Below are 22,369 nucleotides of genomic sequence, written 5' to 3'. Positions count from 1 at the left end.
GGCCCTCGCCATGACTTTCCGCCCGCTGCCAGCCCGCTCGCCCGCCGCCCTGCTACGCGAAGCCAAACCGCTGCAAGGCCTGCTGAATCAGGCCGAACGCCTGGACCACCTGCAGCGCCTGGTCGACAGTCAGCTGCAGCCGGCCGCTCGCGAGCACTGCAAAGTCGCCTCGTGGCGTGACGGCGGCCTGCTGCTGATCATTACCGACGGCCACTGGGCGACGCGCCTGCGCTATCAGCAGCGCCGCCTGCTTCGCCAGCTGCAAACCTTCCGCGAATTCGCCGAACTGAACCGGATTCTTTTCAAGGTCCAGCCACCACAAGGGCCCAGCGCTCGCCAGGGGCGCACGGTGAGCCTGTCGGACACGGCGGCCGACAGCATCCGCGAGAGCGCCGAGCACATCAGCGACCCGCGCCTGCGCGCGGCACTCGAGCGCCTCGCCAGCCACCGCAAGCCCAGCGATTCCTGACCGGCGACGGATAAAAAAAGGCCACCCGAAGGTGGCCTTTCAATATTGAAGCAAAGGGAGAGATTGCGTTAACCAGCAGCAACCGGACGCATGTAGGAAATCGGCGCGCTCTTCACGTCGTCGAAGGTCACCACTTCCCACGCATCTTTTTGCGCGATCAAAGCCCGCAGCAGGCGATTGTTCAGCGCATGCCCGGATTTGAAACCGCGGAACTCGCCAATCAGGCTGTTACCCAGCAGGTACAGGTCGCCGATCGCGTCGAGAATCTTGTGTTTGACGAACTCGTCCTCGTAACGCAGGCCGTCTTCGTTGAGCACACTGGTCTCGTCGACCACGATGGCGTTCTCCACGCTGCCACCGAGCGCGAGGTTCTGCGAGCGCAGCGCCTCGATGTCGCTCATGAAGCCGAACGTGCGAGCACGGCTGACTTCCTTGACGAAGGAGGTACTGGAGAAGTCCACCGACGCACTCTGCGTGCGGTTGCGGAACACCGGGTGATCGAAATCGATCTCGAAACTCACCTTGAAACCGTCGAACGGCACGAAAGTGGCGCGCTTGTCGCCCTCCTCGACCGTCACTTCACGGATGATGCGGATGAATTTCTTGGCCGACTCCTGCTCTTGCAGGCCGGCGGACTGAATCAGGAATACAAAGGGACCAGCGCTGCCATCCATGATCGGCACTTCGGACGCGGAGAGCTCGACGTAGGCGTTATCGATGCCCAGGCCAGCCATGGCCGAAAGCAGGTGCTCCACGGTGTCCACCTTGACATCACCATTGACCAGGGTGGTCGACATGGTGGTTTCCCCGACGTTTTCGGCCCGGGCGCGAATTTCCACGACAGGATCGAGGTCGGTACGACGGAATACGATGCCGGTATCTACCGGCGCCGGCTTCAGGGTGAGGTAAACCTTCTCCCCGGAATGCAAGCCGACACCCGTCGCGCGGATGATGTTCTTCAGGGTGCGTTGTCTGATCATGGGCTTTGGCCGCTATAGCACTAGTTGCGAATTGTTTTCAACAATGGCCGGCGATGATAGCAGAACCGGCCTTTGCTGAAAAACGCCAATCACCTTAATACTCCTGATAAAGCCAATCAATCGGCTTGGCGCCGCAGGAAAGCCGGAATATCCAGGTAATCGAGATCATCCTGGGTATTCAGTTTGGCGGCGGCGGAAGCACCGGCGTGGCTCTGACGCTGCACGGTCGGACGGTCGTAGTCCTTGTAGTTGACCGACGGCTGCTCCGGACGAGCGGCGACCGGCGCGCTGATCGCGGCAGGCTGCACGGTGTTGTCGACGACTTTCACCGGCTTCTCGATCTTCGCACCCAGGCCCGTGGCCACTACGGTGACGTGCAGCTCATCGCGCATATCGGCATCGATCACTGCACCGACCTTGACGGTAGCGTGCTCGGAGGCGAAGGCTTCGATGATCTCGCCCACTGCAGCGTACTCGCCGAGGGACAGGTCAAGGCCGGCGGTGATGTTGACCAGGATGCCACGCGCGCCCTGCAGGTTGACGTCTTCCAGCAGCGGGTTGCGGATTGCGGCTTCGGTGGCCTCACGTGCACGGTTCGGACCGCTGGCGCAGCCAGTGCCCATCATCGCCATGCCCATTTCACCCATCACGGTCTTCACGTCGGCGAAGTCGACGTTCATCAGGCCCGGACGCTGCATGATGTCGGAGATACCGCGCACTGCGCCGGCCAGCACGTCGTCGGCCTTGGCGAAGGCGGACAGCAGGCTGGCGTCCTTGCCGAGGATGGTCAGCAGCTTCTCGTTGGGGATGGTGATCAGCGAGTCGACGCTGTCAGCCAGCGCGCGGATGCCTTCTTCGGCAACCTGCATGCGTTTGCGGCCTTCGAACGGGAACGGACGGGTCACCACCGCAACGGTGAGGATGCCCATGTCCTTGGCCACTTCGGCGATGATCGGCGCTGCACCGGTACCGGTACCGCCACCCATGCCGGTGGTAATGAACACCATGTCGGCGCCCTGCAGCACTTCGCAGATACGCTCACGGTCTTCCATCGCGGCCTGACGGCCGATTTCCGGGTTGGTCCCGGCACCCAGGCCCTTGGTCACGCCGGTGCCGAGTTGCAGCACGGTGCGTGCGCCGACGTTCTTCAACGCCTGGGCATCGGTGTTGGCGCAGATGAACTCGACGCCTTCGATGTTGTTCTTGATCATGTGGTTGACCGCGTTACCGCCGCCGCCACCCACGCCGATGACTTTGATTACTGCACTTTGCGGGACATTGTCTACGAGCTCGAACATTTTCCCCTCTCCTTTGCTTTCTAGTTGTAACGCCTACTGCGGTGGAACATCAGAAATTGCCCTGGACCCAGCGTTTCAGCCGCTCCAGTACGGGTGTCTTGGTTTCGTCGGAATACCCACCAGCGGCGGACACACCGGGGCCGTCGGTCTGCTTCTGCAGGCCGTACAGCAACAGGCCTACGCCTGTGGAATAGATGGGATTGCGGACGACATCGGCCATTCCTTTGACGCTGTGCGGCACGCCCAGGCGTACCGGCATGTGAAAGATCTCTTCGGCCAGTTCCACCGCGCCTTCCATTTTCGCGGTGCCGCCGGTGAGGACGATCCCGGCCGGGATCAAGTCTTCGTAACCGCTGCGGCGCAACTCGGCCTGAATCAGGGTGAACAGTTCGTCGTAGCGCGGCTCGACGACCTCCGCCAGGGCCTGGCGGGACAACTCGCGCGGCGGACGCTCACCCACGCTGGGGACTTTGATGGTCTCGCCAGCGCCGGCCAGTTTGGCCAGGGCGCAAGCATAACGAATCTTGATTTCCTCGGCATACTGGGTCGGCGTGCGCAGCGCCATGGCGATGTCGTTGGTGACCTGATCGCCGGCGATCGGGATCACCGCGGTGTGACGGATCGCCCCTTCGGTGAAGATCGCCATGTCGGTGGTGCCGCCGCCGATGTCGACCAGGCACACGCCCAGCTCCTTCTCGTCTTCGGTGAGCACCGAATAGGCCGAGGCCAGCTGCTCGAGGATGATGTCGTCGACTTCCAGGCCGCAGCGGCGCACGCACTTCTCGATGTTCTGCGAAGCGTTGACCGCACAGGTCACCACATGAACTTTGGCTTCCAGGCGCACGCCGGACATGCCCAGCGGCTCGCGCACACCTTCCTGGTTGTCGATCACGTAGTCCTGCGCCAAGGTGTGCAGCACGCGCTGGTCGGCTGGAATCGCCACTGCCTGCGCGGCGTCGAGCACGCGCTCGATGTCCGCCGGGCTGACTTCGCGGTCGCGGATGGCGACGATGCCATGCGAGTTGAGGCTGCGAATGTGGTTGCCGGCCACGCCGACGAATGCCGAGTGGATGCGGCAGCCAGCCATCATCTGCGCTTCCTCGACGGCGCGCTGGATCGACTGCACGGTCGACTCGATATTGACCACCACGCCCTTCTTCAGGCCGCGCGAGGGATGCGTGCCGATACCGACGATTTCCAACTGACCGTCAGCCGCCACCTCGCCCACCAGCGCCACCACCTTGGAGGTACCGATGTCGAGGCCGACGATCATCTTGCCGCTCTGCACGTTTGCCATAGTCTGTTGCTTCTCCTGACTCACTTGACGGCGACGGCATTGGCCGCCGTCGGCGCTGCCGGCTCACGCCACGCCACGGCCAGGCCGTTGGAGTAGCGCAGGTCGATGCGCGCGATGTTCGCGATCTGTTCTTTCAAGGTCTTGTCGAAGACGGCGATGAAACGGCGCATCTTCTCCACCAGATGGTCACGGCCGATGATCAGCTCGATGCTCTGTCCGGTGGTCCCCACGTTGGCATTCAGGAACCAGCTGCCGCGATCGCGCAGCTCCAGGCGCGCGATGGTGAAACCGAGCGGGCGGAGCATCTGGCTGAGCATCTGGTACTGCTGCATCACCTGCTCCTGCGCACGCTGCGGACCGACCAGCTGCGGCAGGTTTTCGTAGTTGGCCAGCTCACGCGGGGTGAACGCCTGGCCCTGGTTGTTGAGCAGCGCCTCGTCGCCCCAGCGGGCTACCGGCAGCTGTTCTTCGAGGCGAATCGACACCTGATCCGGCCACACCCGGCGCACTTCGGCATGGGCGATCCACGGCATGCTTTCCAGCTCGGCGCGCATCCCGGCGAGGTCGACGCTGAAGAACTTCGCGCCAGCGAGGTACGGCGCCAGGCGCTGCTGCACCGCCGCCTGGCTGATGTAGCTGAGCTCGCCGGTGACGCTGATCTTGCTGATCGGCCGGTCGGCGTACGGCATCAGCCGCTGCGCGCCTTCGTAGCTGCCAGCGGCCAGCGCGGCCAGCACCATCAGCCACAGCAGCTGCTTGAGGAAACCGAAGTTCGGCTTGGGCATGCGCGAAGCCAGCGGCTCCTTGGCCACCATCCGGCTGGCACCACGCGGCGCCACTTTGCGCGACGGGGCGCGAAGCGGTGCGGGCTGCTGCTGGCGGAGCGTGGCGCCGTACATGGCTTAACCTCGGTTCTCGATGCTGTCGGCGAGAATCGCCAGCACCAGTTGTTGGAAATCCAGGCCAGCGGCACGCGCGGCCATCGGCACCAGGCTGTGATCGGTCATGCCCGGCACGGTGTTGACCTCGAGTAGCCAGAAGCGGCCCTCGGCGTCCTGCATCACGTCGGCCCGCGCCCAGCCCTGCACGCCCACGGCTTCGCAGGCGCGGCGGGTCAGGCTTTTCAGCTCGTCTTCCTTGGCCGCGTCGAGACCGCAGGGGATCTGGTACTGGGTGTCATTGGCCAGGTACTTGGCGTCGTAGTCGTAGAAAATGTGCGGCGTACCCAGGCGAATCGGCGGCAGCACCTCGCCGCGCAGCATGGCGATGGTGAACTCCGGACCGTGAATCCACTGCTCGACCAGCACCTGCGAGTCGTATTGGCCGGCGGCCTGCCAGGCGACGATCAATTCGTCGACGCTGCTCACCTTGGCCATACCGATGCTGGAACCTTCATGGGCTGGTTTGACGATCAACGGGAAGCCCAGTTCCGCAGCAGCGGCATGGCAATCGTCGGCACTGGTCAGCACCGCGTGGCGCGGCGTCGACAGACCGAGGCTCTGCCACACCTGCTTGGTGCGCAGTTTGTCCATGGCCAGTGCCGAAGCGAGGATGCCGCTGCCGGTATAGGGAATCCCGGCGCACTCGAGCAGGCCCTGCATGGCGCCGTCTTCACCGCCGCGACCGTGCAGGACGATGAAGGCGCGATCAATCTTTTCCGCCGCCAGGCGTTGCAGGAAATCATCACCAACGTCGATGCCGAACGCGTTCACGCCGGCGCTCAGCAAGGCTTCCAGCACGGCATTGCCGGACTTCAGGGAAACCTCACGCTCGGCGCTCTTGCCACCGAACAGCACGGCGACACGGCCAAAGGCTTGGGGATCGAGGGTCGACTTCAGGGCACTCATTTGGATTTCCTCGCGCCGGCGGCGGGCACCGCACCGGTAAACAACGGGCTTTGCAGCAATTGCGGGGCGACCCCGCCGATATCACCCGCGCCCTGGCAGAGCAGGATGTCGCCGGCGCGCAGCAGGGGCTTGAGCAGCGGCGCCAGGTCGGCACCGCGCTCGACGTAGATCGGATCGAGCTGGCCGCGCTGGCGGATGCTGTGGCACAGGTGGCGGCTGTCGGCGCCCGGCACCGGCTCTTCGCCGGCCGGATAGACCTCGAGCAGCAGCAGCACGTTGGCGTCGCCGAGCACCTGGACGAAGTCGTCGTACAGGTCGCGGGTGCGGCTGTAGCGGTGCGGCTGGTAGACCATCACCAGACGGCGCTCCGGCCAACCACCGCGCACGGCCTTGATCACCGCGGCGACTTCGCGCGGGTGGTGGCCATAGTCGTCGACCAGCATCACCTGGCCGCCATCCACCGGCAGCTCGCCGTACACCTGGAAGCGTCGACCGACACCCTGGAAGCCGGACAGGCCCTGGACGATCGCCTCGTCGCTGATGCCCTCATCGGTGGCGATGGCGATGGTCGCCAGGGCGTTGAGCACGTTGTGGTTGCCGGGCATGTTGACCGACACCTCGAGCGGCTCGCGACCGCTGCGCAGCACGGTGAAGAAAGTCTGCATGCCTTGTTGGCGCACATTGATCGCACGCACGTCGGCGTCTTCGGCGAAGCCGTAGGTGGTGAACGGGCGCGCCACCTGCGGAAGAATTTCGCGCACCACCGGGTCGTCCACGCAGACCACCGCCAGGCCGTAGAACGGCAGGTTGTGGAGGAACTCGACGAAGGTCTTCTTCAGCTTGTTGAAGTCGCCCTCGTAGGTCGCCATGTGGTCCATGTCGATGTTGGTGACCACTGCCACCATCGGCTGCAGGTGCAGGAAGCTGGCGTCGCTCTCGTCGGCTTCGGCGATCAGGTAGCGACTGGTGCCGAGTTGCGCATTGGTGCCCGCGGCATTCAGGCGCCCACCGATCACGAAGGTCGGGTCCAGGCCGCCGGCGGCGAACACCGAGGCGAGCAGGCTGGTGGTGGTGGTCTTGCCGTGGGTACCGGCGACCGCGATCCCGTGGCGGTAGCGCATCAGCTCGGCGAGCATCTCGGCGCGCGGCACCACCGGAATGCGCCGCTCTAGGGCGGTGGCGACTTCCGGGTTGGCGGTGTTGATTGCGCTGGAGACCACCAGCACGTCGGCATGCCGAGCGTTCTCGGCATGGTGGCCGACGAAGATTTCCGCGCCGAAGCTCTTCAGCCGCTCGGTCACCGCCGAACCCTTGAGGTCGGAACCGGAGACTTCGTAGCCGAGGTTCAGCAGCACTTCGGCGATACCGCACATCCCGGCGCCGCCGATGCCAACAAAGTGAATGCGGCGGATACGGCGCATTTCCGGCTGGTGCATGGCTTTCTGGTTCTCAACCACGGGCCACCTCCAGGCAGATATCGACCACCGTTCGGGTGGCGTCGGGCTTGGCCAGACGGCGCGCGTGGCGGCCCATCTGAATCAATCGTTCGGGTTGCATCAGAACCTCTGTCAGGTACGCGGCCAGATCGTCGGCATCGGTGGTCGCTTGCGGCAGCAGGAGGGCGGCGCCCTCCTCGGCCAGGAATTTGGCATTGCGGGTCTGGTGGTCGTCGATCGCATGCGGCAGCGGCACCAGGAACGAGGCCAGCCCGGCGGCGGCCAGTTCACTGATGGTCAGCGCGCCGGCACGGCACACCACCAGATCGGCCCAGGCGTAAGCGCCGGCCATGTCCTGGATGAACGGCACCACGTGGGCTTTGACCCCGGCGTCGCCGTAGCGCTCGGCGGTCAGCGCGTCGTGCTGTTTGCCGGCCTGGTGCACCACTTCCGGACGCAGGTCGGCGGCGACTTGCGCCAGCGCCGCCGGCAGCAGCTTGTTCAGCGGCTCGGCGCCGAGGCTACCGCCCAGCACCAGCAGGCGCGGCCGACGGTTGGCCAGCGGCTCGCGCGGGGTCTCAAGGAACAGTTCTTCGCGCACCGGGTTGCCGGTCAGGCGACGGCGCTCGTTGCCGCGTCCGAAGGTATTCGGGAAGGCTTCGCAGATGCGTTTGGCGAACAGCGCCAGGCTACGGTTGGCGGTACCGGCCACGGCGTTCTGCTCGTGGATGATCAGCGGCACGCCGGCCAGCTTGGCGGCCAGGCCGCCCGGGCCGGTAACGTAGCCACCCATGCCCAGCACGCACAGCGGCTGCAGCTGCTTGACCACCTGACGCGCCTGCAGCAGCGCCTTGACCAGTTGGAACGGCGCCTTGAGCAAAGCCAGCTTGCCCTTGCCACGCAGGCCGCTGACCTGGATCAGGTGCAGCGGCAGGCCAGCGGCCGGCACCAGTTCGTTCTCGATGCCACGCGGCGTGCCCAGCCAGTGCACGCGGTAGCCACGCGCCTGGAATTCGCGGGCGCAGGCCAGCGCGGGGAACACGTGGCCCCCGGTGCCGCCGGCCATGATCAGGATATTCGCGGTCATCGACTCAGCTCCCGTAACGGCGGATGGTCTTCGGCGAAATCCTCTTCGCTGAACTCGATTTCTTCGCTGCCGAGCAGGGTGCGACGCTCCCACTCGATGCGCAGCAGCAGGCCCAGGCAGACGCAGCAGATCACCAGCGAGCTGCCGCCATAACTGAGGAACGGCAGGGTCAGGCCCTTGGTCGGCAGCAGGCCGACGTTCACCCCAATGTTGATCAGGAACTGGCCGATCCACAGGAAGGCCAGGCCGTAGGCGACATAGGCGGAGAAGAACTGCCCTGCCTTCTCGGCCCACAGGCCGATGTACAGCGAGCGCACGGTGACGAACACGAACAGCGCCACGGTGGCCAGCGAACCGATCAGGCCGAGCTCCTCGGCGAGCACCGAGAAGACGAAGTCGGTGTGCGCTTCCGGCAGGTAGAACTGCTTCTGGATGCTGTTGCCGAGGCCGACGCCGAACCACTCGCCGCGACCGAAGGCGATCAGCGCCTGGGTCAGCTGATAGCCGGAACCGAACTGGTCGGCCCACGGATCGGTGAAGGTGGTCAGACGCGCCATCCGGTACGGCTGCGCCTTGACCAGCAGGACCACGGCGCCGACTGCCAGGGCGACCATCAGGCCGAAGCGGAACAGGCCGACGCCGCCGAGGAACAGCATCGCCGCGGCGGCGCCCATCATCACCACGGTGGCGCCGAAGTCCGGCTCCATCAGCAGCAGGCCGGCCATCGGCAGTAGCACGATGAACGGCTTGAAGAAGCCCATCCAGCTCTCGCGCACCTCTTCCTGGCGGCGTACCAGGTAGCCGGCGAGGAAGATCACCGCGAACACCTTGGCCAGCTCGGAGGGCTGCACGTTGAACATGCCGAAGCCGATCCAGCGCATCGAACCGTTGACCTCGCGACCGATGCCCGGCACCAGCACCAGCACCAGCAGACCGAAGGCGGCGAGCAGCAGCTTGCCGCCCATGTTCTGCCAGAAACTTAGCGGGATCATCAGGGTCAGGCCACAGGCACCCAGGCCGATGGCCACGTAAATCAGGTGGCGGATCATGTGGTACAGCGGATTGCCGGACTGCACCGCGGCGACTTCCGAGGAGGCCGAGGTGATCATCACCAGGCCCAGGCCGAGCAGCGCCAGGCAGCCGGCGAGCAGCGGGAAGTCGAGGTCGATGCCGCACCGGCTGAACAGCGGCGACGGGTACGGACGGAACAGCCCAGGCAAGGTCGGCAGCATCAGTGCAGCGCCTCCACCGCTTGGGCGAACAGGCGTCCGCGTTCTTCGAAATTCTTGAACATGTCGAGGCTGGCGCAGGCCGGCGACAGCAGCACCGCATCGGCCGACTCGGCCAGCTCGGCGCAGCGCGCCACAGCCTCATCGAGGCTCTGCACGCGGACCAGCGGCACTGCGGCGCCGAGTGCCGCGGCGATCAGCTCGGCATCGCGACCGAGCAGCACCACCGCGCGGCAGAACTTCGCCACCGGCGCGCGCAGCGCGGAGAAATCGGCGCCCTTGCCGTCGCCACCGGCGATCAGCACCAGCTTGCCGTCAATGTCGGCGCCCAGGCCGTCGATCGCCGCCAGGGCGGCGCCAACATTGGTGGCCTTGGAGTCGTTGTAGTAGTTCACGCCCTTGCGCTCGCCGACCCACTGGCAGCGGTGGTCGAGGCCGCCGAACTCGCGCAGCGCCTGCAGCATCGCCGGCATCGGCAGGCCGACGGCATGCCCGAGAGCCAGCGCCGCCAGGGCGTTGGACTGGTTGTGGGCGCCACGGATCTTCAACTCGCTGACCGGCAGCAGCTTGTCGAACTGGAAGGCCAGGTACTTCACGCCGTCTTCTTCGAGGAGACCGAAGCGCTTGAAATCGGGCTTGCCGAGACCGAAGGACCAGACCGGTACCTCGTCGCTGACCAGCGGACGGGACAGCGCATCGTCGCGATTCACCACCACCTGACGCACACCACGGAAGATCCGGTGCTTGGCGAGGTGATAGGCTGGCAGGCCGCTGTAGCGGTCCATGTGGTCTTCGCTGACGTTCAGGCAGGTGGCCACCTCGGCCTGCAGCTGGTCGGTGGTTTCCAACTGGAAGCTGGACAGCTCGATGACGTACAACTCGACGTCATCGCTCAGCAGGTCGAGCGCCGGGGTGCCCAGGTTGCCGCCGACGGCGACGCGTTTACCGGCCGCTACGGCCATCTCGCCGACCAGGGTAGTGACGGTGCTCTTGGCGTTGGAGCCGGTGATCGCGACGATCGGCGCCTTGGCATGACGGGCGAACAGGTCGATGTCGCCGGACAGCTTGGTGCCGCGTGCCGCCGCTTCCTGCAGGGCCGGCGTCGAGACGGCCAGACCGGGACTCACGTACAGCTCGTTGGCGCGGCTGAGGAAGTCGACGTCCAGCTCGCCGCAGCGCACTTCCACCTGCGGGTAGTCGCGCTGCAGGGTGGCCAGTTCCGGCGGGTTCGCACGGGTATCGGCCACGGCGAAGCGCACGCCCTGACGCGCCAGGAAGCGCACCAGGGACATGCCGCTCTTGCCGAGGCCGACAACGATGCGGAACTGGTCGGAAGCGATCAACGACACTCTGCTTACCTCAGTTTCAGGGTGGCCAGGCCGACCAGCACCAGTACCACGGTGATGATCCAGAACCGCACGATCACGCGCGGCTCCGGCCAGCCTTTCAGTTCGAAATGGTGGTGAATCGGTGCCATGCGGAATACGCGCTTGCCCGTGAGCTTGAAGGAGGCGACCTGGATCACCACCGACAGGGTTTCCATGACGAACACGCCGCCCATGATGAACAGCACGATCTCCTGGCGGACGATCACCGCGATGGTGCCGAGCGCGGCGCCGAGCGCCAGCGCGCCGACGTCACCCATGAACACTTGTGCCGGGTAGGTGTTGAACCACAGGAAGCCCAGCCCGGCGCCGATCAGCGCGCCGCAGAACACAATCAGCTCGCCGGCGCCCGGCACATAGGGGATCAGCAGGTATTCGGCGAACTTCACGTTGCCCGACAGGTAGCAAAAGATGCCCAGCGCGCCGCCGACCAGCACGGTCGGCAGGATGGCCAGGCCGTCGAGGCCGTCGGTGAGGTTGACTGCGTTGCTGGTGCCGACGATGACGAAGTAGGTCAGCACCACGAAGCCGACGCCCAGCGGAATGCTCACGTCTTTGAGCATCGGCACGATCAGGGTGGTTTCCACCGGGGTCTGCGCGGTGACGAAGAGGAAGATCGCCGCGGCCAGGCCGAACACCGACTGCCAGAAATACTTCCAGCGGCTGGGCAAGCCGCGCGAGTTCTTCTCGATCACCTTGCGGTAGTCATCGACCCAGCCGATGCCGCCGAACAGCAGGGTCACGGCCAGCACCACCCACACGTAGCGGTTCGACAGGTCGGCCCACAGCAGGGTGCTGACGGCGATGGCGGAGAGAATCAGCGCCCCGCCCATGGTCGGCGTGCCCTTCTTCGACAGGTGCGACTGCGGACCGTCGTTGCGCACCGCCTGGCCGATCTGGCGGATCTGCAGGGTGCGGATCATCCACGGGCCCAGCCACAGCGACAGCACCAGGGCGGTCAGCACGCCGAGAATCCCGCGCAAGGTCAGGTATTGAAAGACCGCGAAGCCCTTGTAGAACTGTTGCAGGTACTCCGCCAGCAGCAGCAGCATTTAATGACTCTCCTCGGTGGTGCCGCACAGCGCCGCGACGACTTTGTCCATCGCCGCGCTGCGCGAACCCTTGATCAGAATGGTGGTGTCGCCCCGCTCGTGGCGAAGCGCGTCGATCAGGCTGGCTTGATCGGGGAAATGGCGGCCTTCAGCACCGAAGGCTTGAACCGCGTGCTTCATCAGCGGACCCACGGCGTACAGCGTGGAAACCTTACCGACGGCATAGTCGCCGACATCGCGATGGCCCTGTTCGGCCCATTCGCCCAGCTCACCGATATCGCCCAGCACCAGGACAGTGCGCCCGGAAAACCCGGCGAGTATATCAATGGCCGCGCAGACCGAAGTCGGGTTGGCGTTGTAGCTGTCGTCGATCACCCGCACACCGTTCGTCGCCAGCTGCGCAACGGCGCGGCCTTTGACCGGCTGCACGGCCTCCAGGCCCTCGACGATGCCGACCAGCGGCACGTGCAGCGCATGCGCGGCGGCCGCGGCGGCCAGCGCGTTGGCGACGTTGTGGGCGCCGAGCAGGTTGAGCTGGATGCGCGCCTGACCGGCCGGACTGTGCAGGGTGAAGGCCTGGCAGCCGCGCGCGTCGCGCGCCAGGTCGGTGGCATGGAAATCTGCGCTGCCGCGCTGCAGAGCGAAGCTCAGTACACGGCGGCCGGCCGCCCGCGCCTGCCAGGTAGCGAAGGCCTTATCGTCGAGGTTGAGTACCGCCACGCCGTGGCTGGCCAGGCCGTCGAGAATCTCGCCCTTGGCCTCGACGATCTTCTCCGGACCGCCGAACTCGCCCACATGCGCGGTGCCGGCGTTGTTGATGATCGCCACCTGCGGCTGGGTCAGCGCGACGGTGTAGGCGATTTCGCCAATGTGGTTGGCGCCCAGCTCGATCACTGCGCCGACGTGCTTTGGACCGAGTTCGAGCAGGGTCAGCGGTACGCCGAGGTCGTTGTTCAGGTTGCCGCGGGTGGCCAGCACCTCGCCCTGCAGGCCGGCGCGCAGAATGCTGGCAAGCATTTCCTTGACCGAAGTCTTGCCGCTCGAACCGGTCACTGCGGCGAGCGGGCCCTGATAGGCCTGGCGATTGAGTGCCCCCAACTGGCCGAGCGCCAGGCGGGTGTCACGCACCTGCAACTGCGGCAGCGGAGCATCGGTGATCGGCCGCTCGACCAGCGCCGCCACTGCACCTTTCGCGGCGACTTCCTGCAAGTAGGCGTGGCCATCGAAGCGTGGACCGGTCAGCGCGACGAACAGCTGGCCCGGCTGAATGCTGCGGCTGTCGGTGCTCACCGCATTGAACGCCACGTCGGCGCCGTGCAGGCAGCCCTCCAGTGGCGCACTGATTTCACTCAGCAGCAGCGACTTAAGCATGCGCCACCTCCCACGCGACCAGCGCCTTGGCGGCTTCTTCCAGATCGGAGAAGTCATGACGCTCGCCGTTGATTTCCTGGTAATCCTCGTGCCCCTTGCCGGCCAGCACGAGCACGTCGTCGCGGGTCGCCGTGGCGACCAGCTGGGCAATCGCCTGGCCACGCCCGGCGACGAATTCGACACGTTCCGGCGCGGCGAAACCGGCACGGATGTCGGTAAAAATCTGCTCAGGCGCTTCGCTGCGCGGGTTGTCATCGGTGACCAGCACGCCATCAGCCAGACGCTCCACCACTTCGGCCATCAGCGGGCGCTTGCCGCGGTCGCGATCGCCGCCGCAGCCGAACAGGCACAGCAGCCGACCACGCGCATGCGGACGCAACGCGGTGAGCACCTTATCCAGGGCATCCGGGGTGTGCGCGTAGTCGACCACCACCAGCGGCTGCTGGCCACCACCGAGGCGCTGCATGCGCCCGGCCGGGCCCTGCAGAGTCGGCAGGGCCTTAAGAATTTCGTCCAACGGGTAGTCCAGGCCGAGCAGCGCACCGATCACGCCGAGCAGGTTGCTCAGGTTGAAGCGACCGAGCAGTGGGCTGCGCAGGCTGCCTTCGCCACGCGGGGTGATCAGGCGGGCGCGCACGCCGTCGTCGTCGAACTGCACATCGCGGCAATACAGGTAGGCGGAACTGTCTTCCAGGCTGTAGCCGATCAGCCGCGAGGCGTGTTCGGCGCTAGCCAGCTGGCGACCGAAGGCATCATCGAGGTTGATCACCCGGCAGCGCAGGCTCGGCCAGGCGAATAGCTGGGCCTTGGCCGCGCCGTAGGCTTCCATCGAACCGTGGTAGTCGAGGTGGTCACGCGACAGGTTGGTGAACACTGCCACGTCGAAGTCGAGCGCTGCGACGCGGCCCTGGTCGAGGCCGTGCGACGACACTTCCATGGCCACTGCGCGAGCGCCGGCCTGTTTCAGCTGCGCCAGGGTGGCCTGCACGCCAATCGGGTCGGGCGTGGTGTGGCGGCCCTGTTCGAGCGCATCGTGGAAGCCGCTGCCGAGCGTGCCGATGATGCCGCACGGCTCACCGAAGCTGTCCAGCGCCTGGGCGATCAGCTGGCTGACACTGGTCTTGCCGTTGGTTCCGGTGACGCCGACCAGGTGCACGCCGCGGCTCGGCTCGCCATAGAAGCGCCCGGCAATCGCCGACAGCTGCTTGGCCAGGCCTTTCAGCGGCACCAGCACGGCGCCCTCGGCAGCGATCGCCGGCGCACCTTCGGCCTCGTAGGCAACCGCCGCCGCGCCGCGGGCGATGGCGTCGGCGATGTGCGCACGGCCGTCCTGTTGCCCACCGGGCACGGCGAGGAACAGATCGCCCGGACGCACCTTGCGGCTGTCCAGGCTGAGTTCGCGGATCAGTACGGCGCTTTCCGCTTGCGGCAGGAGTTGATTCAGGGGCATGGGCATCAGAGGCGTCCTCCGTTGCCGGCGCTGGTGGCGACAGTCTGTTGCGGTTGTTCGGCGGGCAGGTTGTCCGGCTGGATGTTCATCAGGCGCAGCGTGCCGGACATCACCTTGCTGAACACCGGCGCCGAGACCAGACCACCGAAATAGCCGGCCTTGCTCGGCTCGTCGATGACCACGACGACGGCGAAGCGCGGGTTGCTCATCGGTCCGAAACCGGCGAACAGGGAGCGGTAGGCGTTGGCCGTGTAGCCCTTGCTGCCGACGGTGGCCTTGCGCGCGGTACCGCTCTTGCCGGCGACGTGGTAGCCCGGCACCTGGGCGCGGAACACGCCGCGCGGGGCTTCCACCACCTGCTGCAGCATGCCTTGCATGGTTTTCGCGACCGCTTCCGGCACCACCTGCGTGGCCACCGGCTCGCGATCAACGCGCACCAGGCTCAGCGGGACCAGTCGCCCATTATTAGCCAGTGCCGAATAGGCATGCACCAACTGCAGCGCGGTAACCGACAGGCCGTATCCATAGGACAGCGTGGCAGTCTCGGCCTTGCGCCATTCGCGGTGGTTGGGCAGGTTGCCGACGCGTTCGCCGGGGAAGCCGAGACCGGTATCCTGCCCCAGGCCGACCTGCTGCATGAGGTTGTAGATGGCTTCGCCGCCGATATCGAAGGCGACCTTGCTCATCCCGACGTTACTCGAGTTGATCAGGATGCCGGTCAGGTCGAGAGCCGGACCTTCGGTCTTGGACACGTCCTTGATGGTGTACTTGCCGATCTGCAGGCTGCCCGGGTAGACCTCGACGATGTCGCTGGGCTTCCAGCGCCCGCTCTGCAGCGCGGCACTCATCGACAGCGGCTTGACCGTCGAGCCCGGCTCGAACACGTCGATCATCGCGCGGTTGCGCATCATCGCCGGCTGCATGTTGCGGCGGTTGTTCGGGTTGTAGCTGGGCTGGTTGACCATGGCGAGGATCTCGCCGGTCTTCACGTCCATGATCACCAGGCTGCCGGCCTTCGCGCCGTTCTCGACCAGCGCATTACGCAGCTCGCGGTTGGCCAGGTACTGCAGGCGCAGGTCGATGGACAGCGCCAGGGCCTTGCCCGGCTTGGCGTTTTCCATCACCTGCACGTCCTTGATCAGACGTCCACGGCGGTCCTTGAGCACCTGACGCTTGCCCTGCACGCCGGCCAGCCAGTTGTCGAAGGACAGCTCCACACCTTCGCGACCACGGTCGTCGACGTCGGTGAAGCCCACCAGTTGCGCGGCGACCTCGCCAGCTGGGTAGAAACGCCGGAATTCTTCGATGCCGTACACGCCAGGCATCTTGAGGTCGAGCACCGCCTGGCCGCGCTCCGGGGTAAGGCCGCGCACTAGGTACATGAATTCACGATTGGCGCTTTGTTCTAGGCGCTGGCTGAACACCCGCACATCTTGCCCCAGAGCGGCTGCGAGCTCCGGCCAACGGCTGCGCGCCGCCTGCAGTTCCTTACCATTCGCCCACAGGGTGGTCACCGGGGTGCTGACCGCCAGCGGCTCGCCATTGCGATCGCTGATCAGCCCACGGTGCGCCGGAATCGGCACGTGGCGCACGCTGCGCGCATCGCCCTGCTCCTGCAGGAACGCCCGATCGATGACTTGCAGGTCGAGAATTCGCCAGGCGATGGCACCCACCATGGCGGCGAGCAGCGCCAGCACCAGACGGAAGCGCCAGGGGTAACGTGCCCCTTCGAGGCCCATCATGGCGCCACCATCCGCACTTCGCCCGGCTCGGGAATGCGCATCTTGAGCTGCCCGATGGCCAGGCCCTCAATGCGGCTATGGGCGGTCCAGGTGCTCTGCTCGAGAATCAGCCGGCCCCATTCGGCCTGCGCCTTGTCGCGCACACTGAGTTCGCCGTACAGGGCATTGAGCAGCTGACGATTCCAGTGCGCGCAGTAAGACACACCGATGGCGGAGAGCAATACGGCGACGAACAGGATCAGCAGCAGGGTGCTGCCGGCCGGCAACGGCTTGGCGAACACCCGGCTCAACGCAGCTTCTCCGCAACCCGCATGACCGCACTGCGCGACCGTGGGTTGGCTTTGACTTCCTCATCGGACGCGTACTGCGGCTTGCCAAGCAGCTTGATGCGCGGCTCGAACGGCTTGATCGCCACCGGTAGGTTGCGCGGCAGCTTGTCCGCCTCGCCCTTGGCATGTTTGCGCATGAACAGTTTGACGATGCGATCTTCCAGCGAGTGGAAGCTGATCACCACCAATCGCCCACCCACTTCGAGCGCTTCCAACGCCGCATCCAGACCTCGCTCCAGATCAGCCAGCTCGCTGTTGATATGGATACGCAGCCCCTGGAAAGCCCGGGTCGCCGGGTGTTTGTTCTTTTCCCAGGCCGGATTGGCTTCCTTGAGCACTTCGGCCAGGTCGGCGGTGCGCTCGAACGGCCGCTCGGCTCGGCGTTGCACCACGGCACGCGCCATGCGCTTGGCGAAACGCTCTTCGCCGTATTCCTTGAAGACTCGGGCGATCTCGTCCTCAGCGGCACTGGCCAGCCAGTCGGCGGCGCTGACGCCACGATCCGGGTTCATGCGCATGTCGAGCGGGCCGTCATTAAGGAAGCTGAAGCCGCGCTCGGCGTCATCCAACTGCGGCGACGACACGCCGAGGTCGAGCAGCACGCCGGCGACCTTGCCGGTCAGCCCGGCGACAGCGACTTGCTCGCCAAGTTCCGCAAAGCTGCGCTGCACAACGACAAAGCGGCCGTCTTCGGCCGCCAGCTCCTGTCCCGAGGCAATCGCCAGTGGGTCCTTGTCGAACCCGACCAGCCGACCACCCGGCCCGAGCTTCTCCAGGATCAGCCGGCTGTGCCCGCCACGGCCGAAGGTGCCGTCCAAATAGCAGCCGTCGGCGCGCACGGCGAGGGCCTCGACGGCCTCCTCGAGCAGGACGGTGACATGGCGGAAACGGCTGGTCGTGGTCACAGAATCAAATCACGCAGTTCATCCGGCAGACCGCCGGGCTCTTTAATGGCAGCCAGATCCGCCTCAGAAAGCGCGTTCCAGGCATCCTCATCCCACAGTTGAAACTTGTTCAGCTGGCCGACCAGCATGGCGCGCTTGTCCAGCTTGGCGTACTCGCGCAGACGCGGCGGCACCAGGAAACGACCACTGCCATCGAGCTCCAGGTCGACGGCATTACCAATCAGCAGACGTTGCAGGCGGCGGGTTTCTTCACGCAGGGAGGGCAGTTCGCGCAGCTTGGCCTCGATCAGCTCCCACTCAGGCAGGGGGTACACACACAGGCAGGGGTCGACGGCATCAATAGTGACGATGAGCTGGCCAGCCGAACGCGAGACGATCTCGTCCCGATACCTGCTAGGCATCGCGAGTCGACCTTTTGCGTCGAGTGATATGGCGTTAGCTCCGCGAAACACGGCTGCATTTCCCCACTTTTCGTTTGCTTTCCCTGGCCCAGTAACCCACTTCATGCCACTTCATGCCACTTATGCACACTATAGAAATGCGCGAAGCCCAGCGTCAAGGCACGCCAAAGCGGAAAAATCCTTATGGGACGGAGATTTAGCGAACTTTCGAAAGGAATTGACGAACGGCAGCCAACATATCGGAGGGCAAATGCCTGAGTACTCCGAGAGTTAATTCTCGAACTTAAAGTAACTTCTTAAGAGTAAGATTTTTTCGGTATTACCGAGGCGCAGGAAGCGCGAGGGAAGTAAGAAGGAGAGTCGATCTGTAAGCCGGGTTCTGTCGAGGACAGTCATTCCTCTACGACGGCCATCACTGGACGCCTCTAGCAACCTACCCGGTTCCAGCGCGGGCCACGCCAATGGAACCCTATTTGGTCTTGCTCCGAGTGGGGTTTACCTAGCCACGGACTGTTGCCAGCCGTGCGGTGCGCTCTTACCGCACCTTTTCACCCTTACCGGCGCCGAAACGCTTAGGCGGTTATTTTCTGTGGCACTTTCCGTAGGCTCGCGCCTCCCAGGCGTTACCTGGCACTCTGCCCTATGGAGCCCGGACTTTCCTCCCTTCCCCAAGCGGGGAACAGCGACTGTCCGATCGACTCTCCGCCGACAAGGGTAGCGACAGGCCCGCCGCAGAACAAGGGTCACTCGGACTTTTGCCGCTCCAGAGCCGCCTGATAGAGCAAATTCTTGCGCACTCCGGTGATCTCCGCCGCCAGTGCCGCCGCGCGCTTGAGCGGCACCTCCGCGAGTAGCAGATCGAGCACGCGCAAGGCTTCGGCACTGACCGCCTCCTCGCCGACTGGGGCCTCCCAGCCCGCTACCAGCACCACGCACTCGCCGCGCTGCTGATTGCTGTCGGCCGCCACCCAGGTCTGCAATTCGGCCAGCGGCGCGCCTTTCAGGGTCTCGAAGGTCTTGGTCAGCTCGCGGGCCAGCACCGCCTGACGCTCACCACCGAACACCAGGGCAAGGTCTTCGAGGCACTCGAGGATGCGGTGTGGTGCCTCGTAGAAGATTAAGGTGCGCGGCTCTTCCTTGACCAACTCGAGACGCGCACGCCGCGCCGCCGCCTTGGCCGGCAAGAAACCTTCGAAGATGAACCGGTCGGACGGCAAACCCGCCGCCGACAGCGCCGCGATCAGCGCACAGGGCCCCGGCACCGGCACCACATTGACGCCCGCCGCCCGCGCCTGACGCACCAGGTGATAGCCCGGATCGGAGATCAGCGGCGTGCCGGCATCGGAAATCAGCGCGATGTCGTCACCGGCCTGCAGCCTGCTCAGAAATCGCCCACCCTCGGCACGCTCGTTGTGCTCGTGACAGGCCGCTAGCGGCGTCTCGATGCCGAAATGCTGGAGCAGGCGCACCGAATGGCGGGTGTCTTCGGCCGCGATGAGCGCGACCTCGCGCAGCACCTTGAGCGCACGCGCGCCGATGTCGTCGAGATTGCCAATCGGCGTGGCCACCACATACAGCGTCCCGAACGCAGCGCTCGGGGCATCGGAAACAGTCACAGCACACACCTCTGGATCGCATGAAGCGCGCATTGTAGCCCTTTCATCACCCCTTCACGGTTCTGCGCCCGGATTCACGCTTCACGATCGCACCCCCGGCGGGGCTTGGGTACAATCCGCCCTCTTTGGAAATCAGTAACGGGAAGGCCTCCATGATCGCTTGCCTGCGCCAGCTCTCTATCCTCTGCCTCATCGGCATTCTGGCAGCCTGCAGCAGCTCGCCATCCTCCAGCCTGGGCGAGCTGCCGCGCACGCCGCAGGCCAGCATCGACCAGCTGCTCCAGCAGGCAGACAGCAGCGAGCCGGAACAAGCCGCGCTGCTGCGCCTGTCGGCCGCCGACCTGGCGCTGGGCCAGAATGATCAGGGCCGCGCCGCGCGCATTCTCGAGCAGGTGCCAGTGGAAAGCTTGAAGCCGGCGCAGCAGATCTTCGCCAGCACCCTGGCGGCGGAGCTGGCCCTGGCCCGCAACAATCCGAAGGCCGCGCTGAAAGCCCTCAGCCATCCCAGCCTGCAGCGCCTCGGCGAACTGCCCGTGGAGCAGCAGGTGCGTACCCAATTGGTCCGCGCCCAAGCCTTGCAGGCCGATGGGCAGAAGCTCGCCGCCGCCCGCGACCGCGTGTTCATCGCCCCGCTACTGAGCGGCGACGCCGCGGCCGCCAACCACGAAGCGATCTGGGCGCTGGTTTCCAGCCTGCCGCGCGAGCAGTTGCAGGCCACCGGCGGCAGCGATCTGGATGGCTGGCTGGGCCTGGCCAGCGCGATCAACGGCGCCGGCACCGTGGAACAGCAACAGGCGGCGATCGATGCCTGGCGTCAACAGCACCCACAACACCCCGCCGCCGCCTCGCTGCCCCAGCCGCTGCGCCAGCTCAAGGAGCTGAGCAGCCAGCCATTGGGCAAGATCGCCCTGCTGCTGCCGCAACAAGGCCAGCTAGCTCCAGTGGCCCGCGCCCTGCGCGACGGTTTTCTGGCCGCCCACTACCAAGCGCAGCAGGCCGGCCAGAATCCGCCCGCCATCGAACTGTATGACAGCTCGCGCCTGAGCTCGCTGGACGACTTCTACCGCCAGGCGCAGGCCGCCGGCGTGCAACTGGTAGTCGGCCCACTGGAGAAGCCACTGGTCAAGCAGCTCAGCGACCGCGAGCAACTGCCGTTGACCACCCTGGCACTGAACTACAGCGACGCCGGCCGCGAAGGCCCTCCCCAGCTGTTCCAGTTCGGCCTCGCCGCCGAGGACGAAGCGCGCGAGGTGGCCCGGCGCGCCTGGGCCGATGGCATGCGCCGTGCCGTGGCCCTGGTGCCGCGCGGCGAATGGGGTGACCGCGTGCTTGCCGCATTCAGCCAGAGCTGGCAGGCCGCCGGTGGCTCGCTGATTGCCGCCGAACATGTCGATCAGCCGGTGGAACTGGCCCAGCAGATCGCCGACCTGTTCCAGCTGCGCCAGAGCGAGGCCCGCGCCAAGCGCCTGCAGAGCACCCTGGGCACCTCGGTCGCCGCCCAGCCGGCGCGCCGCCAGGACATCGACTTCATTTTCCTCGCCGCCACCCCGCAGCAGGCCCAACAGATCAAGCCGACCCTGGCCTTCCAGTACGCCGGCGATGTGCCGGTCTACGCCACCTCGCACCTGTACAGCGGCGCGAGCAGCCAGGCGCAGAATCAGGACCTGGAGGGCATCCGCTTCTGCGAAACGCCGTGGTTGCTGGGTGCCAGCGAACCGCTGCAACAGCAGATCACTGCCCAGTGGCCTCAGGCCGGTGGCAGCCTCGGCCGCCTGTATGCGATGGGCGTCGACGCCTACCGCCTGGCGCCGCGCCTCAGCCAGCTGAAAGCACTGCCTGACAGCGAGGTCGACGGCCTGACCGGCAACCTCAGCCTCACGCCCAACCAGCGCGTGCAGCGCCAGCTGCCCTGGGCGGAGTTCCGTGACGGCCAGGTCCAACGCCTGCCCGACAGCATCAATTGACCGAAAGCGCACAACAGCGCGGCCGCCTGGCCGAAAGCCAGGCGCGCGCCTACCTCGAAGATCAGGGCCTGCAGCTGCTCGCACAGAACTGGTCGTGTCGCCGCGGCGAGCTCGACCTGGTGATGCTCGACGGCGACACCCTGGTATTCGTCGAAGTGCGCTATCGCAAGCACGCCGCCTGGGGCGGCGCACTGGAGAGCGTCGACGCACGCAAGCGCCAGCGCATTGCCTGTGCCGCGGAGCATTTTCTGCAGCAGGAAAGCCACTGGAGCAAACATCCGTGCCGCTTCGATGTCATAGCCCTGGGCCAGAAAAGCGCTTCGAGCGCGCCCCCGGACTGGATCAAGAATGCGTTCGACACCTGAATCTGTTCAAAATAGCGGCGCTTCGATAGAAAATGGCAATCTCGCTGACGCAGGAGACTCCGGCATCATCCGCGCCGGGCGCGACCAGAACGGGCGCCATTTGCCGCCAATCATGTACCGACCCGCCGCCAACCCAGCTCGGCAGC

General features: G+C 65.6%; 20 protein-coding genes and 1 other RNA gene. 3 read left to right on the top strand and 18 right to left on the bottom strand.

Translation table 11 applies throughout. The features are described 5' to 3' along the window. The first annotated feature begins 10 nt into the window (after positions 1 to 10). The gene (locus JQX08_RS13010; RefSeq protein WP_205348796.1) at positions 11 to 469 is read left to right on the top strand and encodes a DciA family protein; all 459 of its coding nucleotides are present in this window, start codon (positions 11 to 13) and stop codon (positions 467 to 469) included. 68 nt (positions 470 to 537) lie between these two features. Here JQX08_RS13010 and lpxC read toward each other — a convergent pair whose 3' ends face one another. The 18 genes from lpxC to rsmI all read right to left on the bottom strand — a co-directional run bounded on the left by lpxC (position 538) and on the right by rsmI (position 19,927). Next, entirely contained in the window at positions 538 to 1,449 is a 912-nt protein-coding gene (lpxC, locus tag JQX08_RS13005; RefSeq protein WP_205348795.1) for a UDP-3-O-acyl-N-acetylglucosamine deacetylase, read from the bottom strand. Between the two features lie 116 nt (positions 1,450 to 1,565). After that, a complete protein-coding gene (ftsZ, locus tag JQX08_RS13000; RefSeq protein ID WP_205348794.1) occupies positions 1,566 to 2,747 on the bottom strand; it encodes a cell division protein FtsZ in 1,182 nt (393 codons plus the stop codon). 49 nt (positions 2,748 to 2,796) lie between these two features. Beyond that, entirely contained in the window at positions 2,797 to 4,044 is a 1,248-nt protein-coding gene (gene ftsA / locus JQX08_RS12995) for a cell division protein FtsA (protein ID WP_205348793.1), read from the bottom strand. A gap of 20 nt (positions 4,045 to 4,064) precedes the next feature. Next, positions 4,065 to 4,943 carry a cell division protein FtsQ/DivIB gene (locus JQX08_RS12990; protein ID WP_205348792.1) on the bottom strand — a complete coding sequence of 293 codons (879 nt, stop codon included), beginning with the start codon at positions 4,941 to 4,943 and terminating at the stop codon, positions 4,065 to 4,067. Between the two features lie 3 nt (positions 4,944 to 4,946). After that, complete coding sequence (locus tag JQX08_RS12985) at positions 4,947 to 5,891, bottom strand: D-alanine--D-alanine ligase (RefSeq protein WP_205348791.1); 945 nt, start codon at positions 5,889 to 5,891, stop codon at positions 4,947 to 4,949. Further along, entirely contained in the window at positions 5,888 to 7,348 is a 1,461-nt protein-coding gene (murC, locus tag JQX08_RS12980; RefSeq protein ID WP_430472529.1) for a UDP-N-acetylmuramate--L-alanine ligase, read from the bottom strand. The genes JQX08_RS12985 and murC overlap by 4 nt, the downstream gene beginning before the upstream one ends. After that, positions 7,341 to 8,414 (bottom strand): undecaprenyldiphospho-muramoylpentapeptide beta-N-acetylglucosaminyltransferase, encoded by a 1,074-nt coding sequence (gene murG / locus JQX08_RS12975; protein ID WP_205348790.1) that lies wholly within the window; start codon positions 8,412 to 8,414, stop codon positions 7,341 to 7,343. Before murG ends, murC begins: the two co-directional genes overlap by 8 nt. Next, on the bottom strand, positions 8,411 to 9,646 hold the full coding sequence (gene ftsW / locus JQX08_RS12970) for a putative lipid II flippase FtsW (protein WP_430472528.1): 1,236 nt from the start codon (positions 9,644 to 9,646) through the stop codon (positions 8,411 to 8,413). The genes murG and ftsW overlap by 4 nt, the downstream gene beginning before the upstream one ends. Continuing rightward, positions 9,646 to 10,992 carry a UDP-N-acetylmuramoyl-L-alanine--D-glutamate ligase gene (gene murD, locus JQX08_RS12965; RefSeq protein ID WP_205348789.1) on the bottom strand — a complete coding sequence of 449 codons (1,347 nt, stop codon included), beginning with the start codon at positions 10,990 to 10,992 and terminating at the stop codon, positions 9,646 to 9,648. The genes ftsW and murD overlap by 1 nt, the downstream gene beginning before the upstream one ends. A 5-nt stretch (positions 10,993 to 10,997) precedes the next feature. Continuing rightward, complete coding sequence (gene mraY / locus JQX08_RS12960; protein ID WP_205348788.1) at positions 10,998 to 12,080, bottom strand: phospho-N-acetylmuramoyl-pentapeptide-transferase; 1,083 nt, start codon at positions 12,078 to 12,080, stop codon at positions 10,998 to 11,000. Next, positions 12,081 to 13,451 carry a UDP-N-acetylmuramoyl-tripeptide--D-alanyl-D-alanine ligase gene (locus JQX08_RS12955; protein WP_205348787.1) on the bottom strand — a complete coding sequence of 457 codons (1,371 nt, stop codon included), beginning with the start codon at positions 13,449 to 13,451 and terminating at the stop codon, positions 12,081 to 12,083. Further along, positions 13,444 to 14,907 (bottom strand): UDP-N-acetylmuramoyl-L-alanyl-D-glutamate--2,6-diaminopimelate ligase, encoded by a 1,464-nt coding sequence (locus tag JQX08_RS12950; protein WP_205348786.1) that lies wholly within the window; start codon positions 14,905 to 14,907, stop codon positions 13,444 to 13,446. Before JQX08_RS12950 ends, JQX08_RS12955 begins: the two co-directional genes overlap by 8 nt. Then, complete coding sequence (locus JQX08_RS12945) at positions 14,907 to 16,643, bottom strand: peptidoglycan D,D-transpeptidase FtsI family protein (RefSeq protein WP_430472527.1); 1,737 nt, start codon at positions 16,641 to 16,643, stop codon at positions 14,907 to 14,909. Before JQX08_RS12945 ends, JQX08_RS12950 begins: the two co-directional genes overlap by 1 nt. Continuing rightward, a complete protein-coding gene (gene ftsL, locus JQX08_RS12940; RefSeq protein WP_205348785.1) occupies positions 16,640 to 16,933 on the bottom strand; it encodes a cell division protein FtsL in 294 nt (97 codons plus the stop codon). Before ftsL ends, JQX08_RS12945 begins: the two co-directional genes overlap by 4 nt. Beyond that, positions 16,930 to 17,877, bottom strand: a complete 948-nt coding sequence (rsmH, locus tag JQX08_RS12935; RefSeq protein ID WP_205348784.1) for a 16S rRNA (cytosine(1402)-N(4))-methyltransferase RsmH — start codon at positions 17,875 to 17,877, stop codon at positions 16,930 to 16,932. Before rsmH ends, ftsL begins: the two co-directional genes overlap by 4 nt. Beyond that, entirely contained in the window at positions 17,874 to 18,329 is a 456-nt protein-coding gene (gene mraZ, locus JQX08_RS12930; RefSeq protein WP_205348937.1) for a division/cell wall cluster transcriptional repressor MraZ, read from the bottom strand. Before mraZ ends, rsmH begins: the two co-directional genes overlap by 4 nt. A gap of 301 nt (positions 18,330 to 18,630) precedes the next feature. Further along, positions 18,631 to 18,980: RNase P RNA component class A (rnpB, locus tag JQX08_RS12925), an RNA gene on the bottom strand. Between the two features lie 41 nt (positions 18,981 to 19,021). Continuing rightward, a complete protein-coding gene (rsmI, locus tag JQX08_RS12920; RefSeq protein WP_205348783.1) occupies positions 19,022 to 19,927 on the bottom strand; it encodes a 16S rRNA (cytidine(1402)-2'-O)-methyltransferase in 906 nt (301 codons plus the stop codon). A 119-nt stretch (positions 19,928 to 20,046) separates the two neighbouring features. Here rsmI and JQX08_RS12915 point away from each other — a divergent pair, with 119 nt between their 5' ends. Together JQX08_RS12915 and JQX08_RS12910 are read left to right on the top strand one after the other, a co-directional pair. Beyond that, entirely contained in the window at positions 20,047 to 21,858 is a 1,812-nt protein-coding gene (locus JQX08_RS12915; protein ID WP_205348782.1) for a penicillin-binding protein activator, read from the top strand. Next, the gene (locus JQX08_RS12910) at positions 21,855 to 22,223 is read left to right on the top strand and encodes a YraN family protein (RefSeq protein WP_205348781.1); all 369 of its coding nucleotides are present in this window, start codon (positions 21,855 to 21,857) and stop codon (positions 22,221 to 22,223) included. The genes JQX08_RS12915 and JQX08_RS12910 overlap by 4 nt, the downstream gene beginning before the upstream one ends. The last annotated feature ends 146 nt before the right edge of the window (positions 22,224 to 22,369 follow it).

Origin of the sequence: Zestomonas insulae, from assembly GCF_016901015.1 — a bacterium.
Taxonomy (GTDB): domain Bacteria; phylum Pseudomonadota; class Gammaproteobacteria; order Pseudomonadales; family Pseudomonadaceae; genus Aquipseudomonas; species Aquipseudomonas insulae.
This window is presented reverse-complemented; position numbering and strand designations above follow the sequence as displayed.

Excerpts from the sequence above, each read along its gene's own strand:
- JQX08_RS12985 (WP_205348791.1), bottom strand. The coding sequence starts at position 5,891 with ATGAGTGCCCTGAAGTCGACCCTCGATCCCCAAGCCTTTGGCCGTGTC.
- mraY (WP_205348788.1), bottom strand. The coding sequence starts at position 12,080 with ATGCTGCTGCTGCTGGCGGAGTACCTGCAACAGTTCTACAAGGGCTTC.
- JQX08_RS12955 (WP_205348787.1), bottom strand. The coding sequence starts at position 13,451 with ATGCTTAAGTCGCTGCTGCTGAGTGAAATCAGTGCGCCACTGGAGGGC.
- JQX08_RS12950 (WP_205348786.1), bottom strand. The coding sequence starts at position 14,907 with ATGCCCATGCCCCTGAATCAACTCCTGCCGCAAGCGGAAAGCGCCGTA.
- lpxC (WP_205348795.1), bottom strand. The coding sequence starts at position 1,449 with ATGATCAGACAACGCACCCTGAAGAACATCATCCGCGCGACGGGTGTC.
- JQX08_RS12945 (WP_430472527.1), bottom strand. The coding sequence starts at position 16,643 with ATGATGGGCCTCGAAGGGGCACGTTACCCCTGGCGCTTCCGTCTGGTG.
- ftsW (WP_430472528.1), bottom strand. The coding sequence starts at position 9,646 with ATGCTGCCGACCTTGCCTGGGCTGTTCCGTCCGTACCCGTCGCCGCTG.
- ftsZ (WP_205348794.1), bottom strand. The coding sequence starts at position 2,747 with ATGTTCGAGCTCGTAGACAATGTCCCGCAAAGTGCAGTAATCAAAGTC.
- ftsA (WP_205348793.1), bottom strand. The coding sequence starts at position 4,044 with ATGGCAAACGTGCAGAGCGGCAAGATGATCGTCGGCCTCGACATCGGT.
- murG (WP_205348790.1), bottom strand. The coding sequence starts at position 8,414 with ATGACCGCGAATATCCTGATCATGGCCGGCGGCACCGGGGGCCACGTG.
- JQX08_RS12990 (WP_205348792.1), bottom strand. The coding sequence starts at position 4,943 with ATGTACGGCGCCACGCTCCGCCAGCAGCAGCCCGCACCGCTTCGCGCC.
- JQX08_RS12915 (WP_205348782.1), top strand. The coding sequence starts at position 20,047 with ATGATCGCTTGCCTGCGCCAGCTCTCTATCCTCTGCCTCATCGGCATT.
- rsmI (WP_205348783.1), bottom strand. The coding sequence starts at position 19,927 with ATGCGCGCTTCATGCGATCCAGAGGTGTGTGCTGTGACTGTTTCCGAT.
- JQX08_RS13010 (WP_205348796.1), top strand. The coding sequence starts at position 11 with ATGACTTTCCGCCCGCTGCCAGCCCGCTCGCCCGCCGCCCTGCTACGC.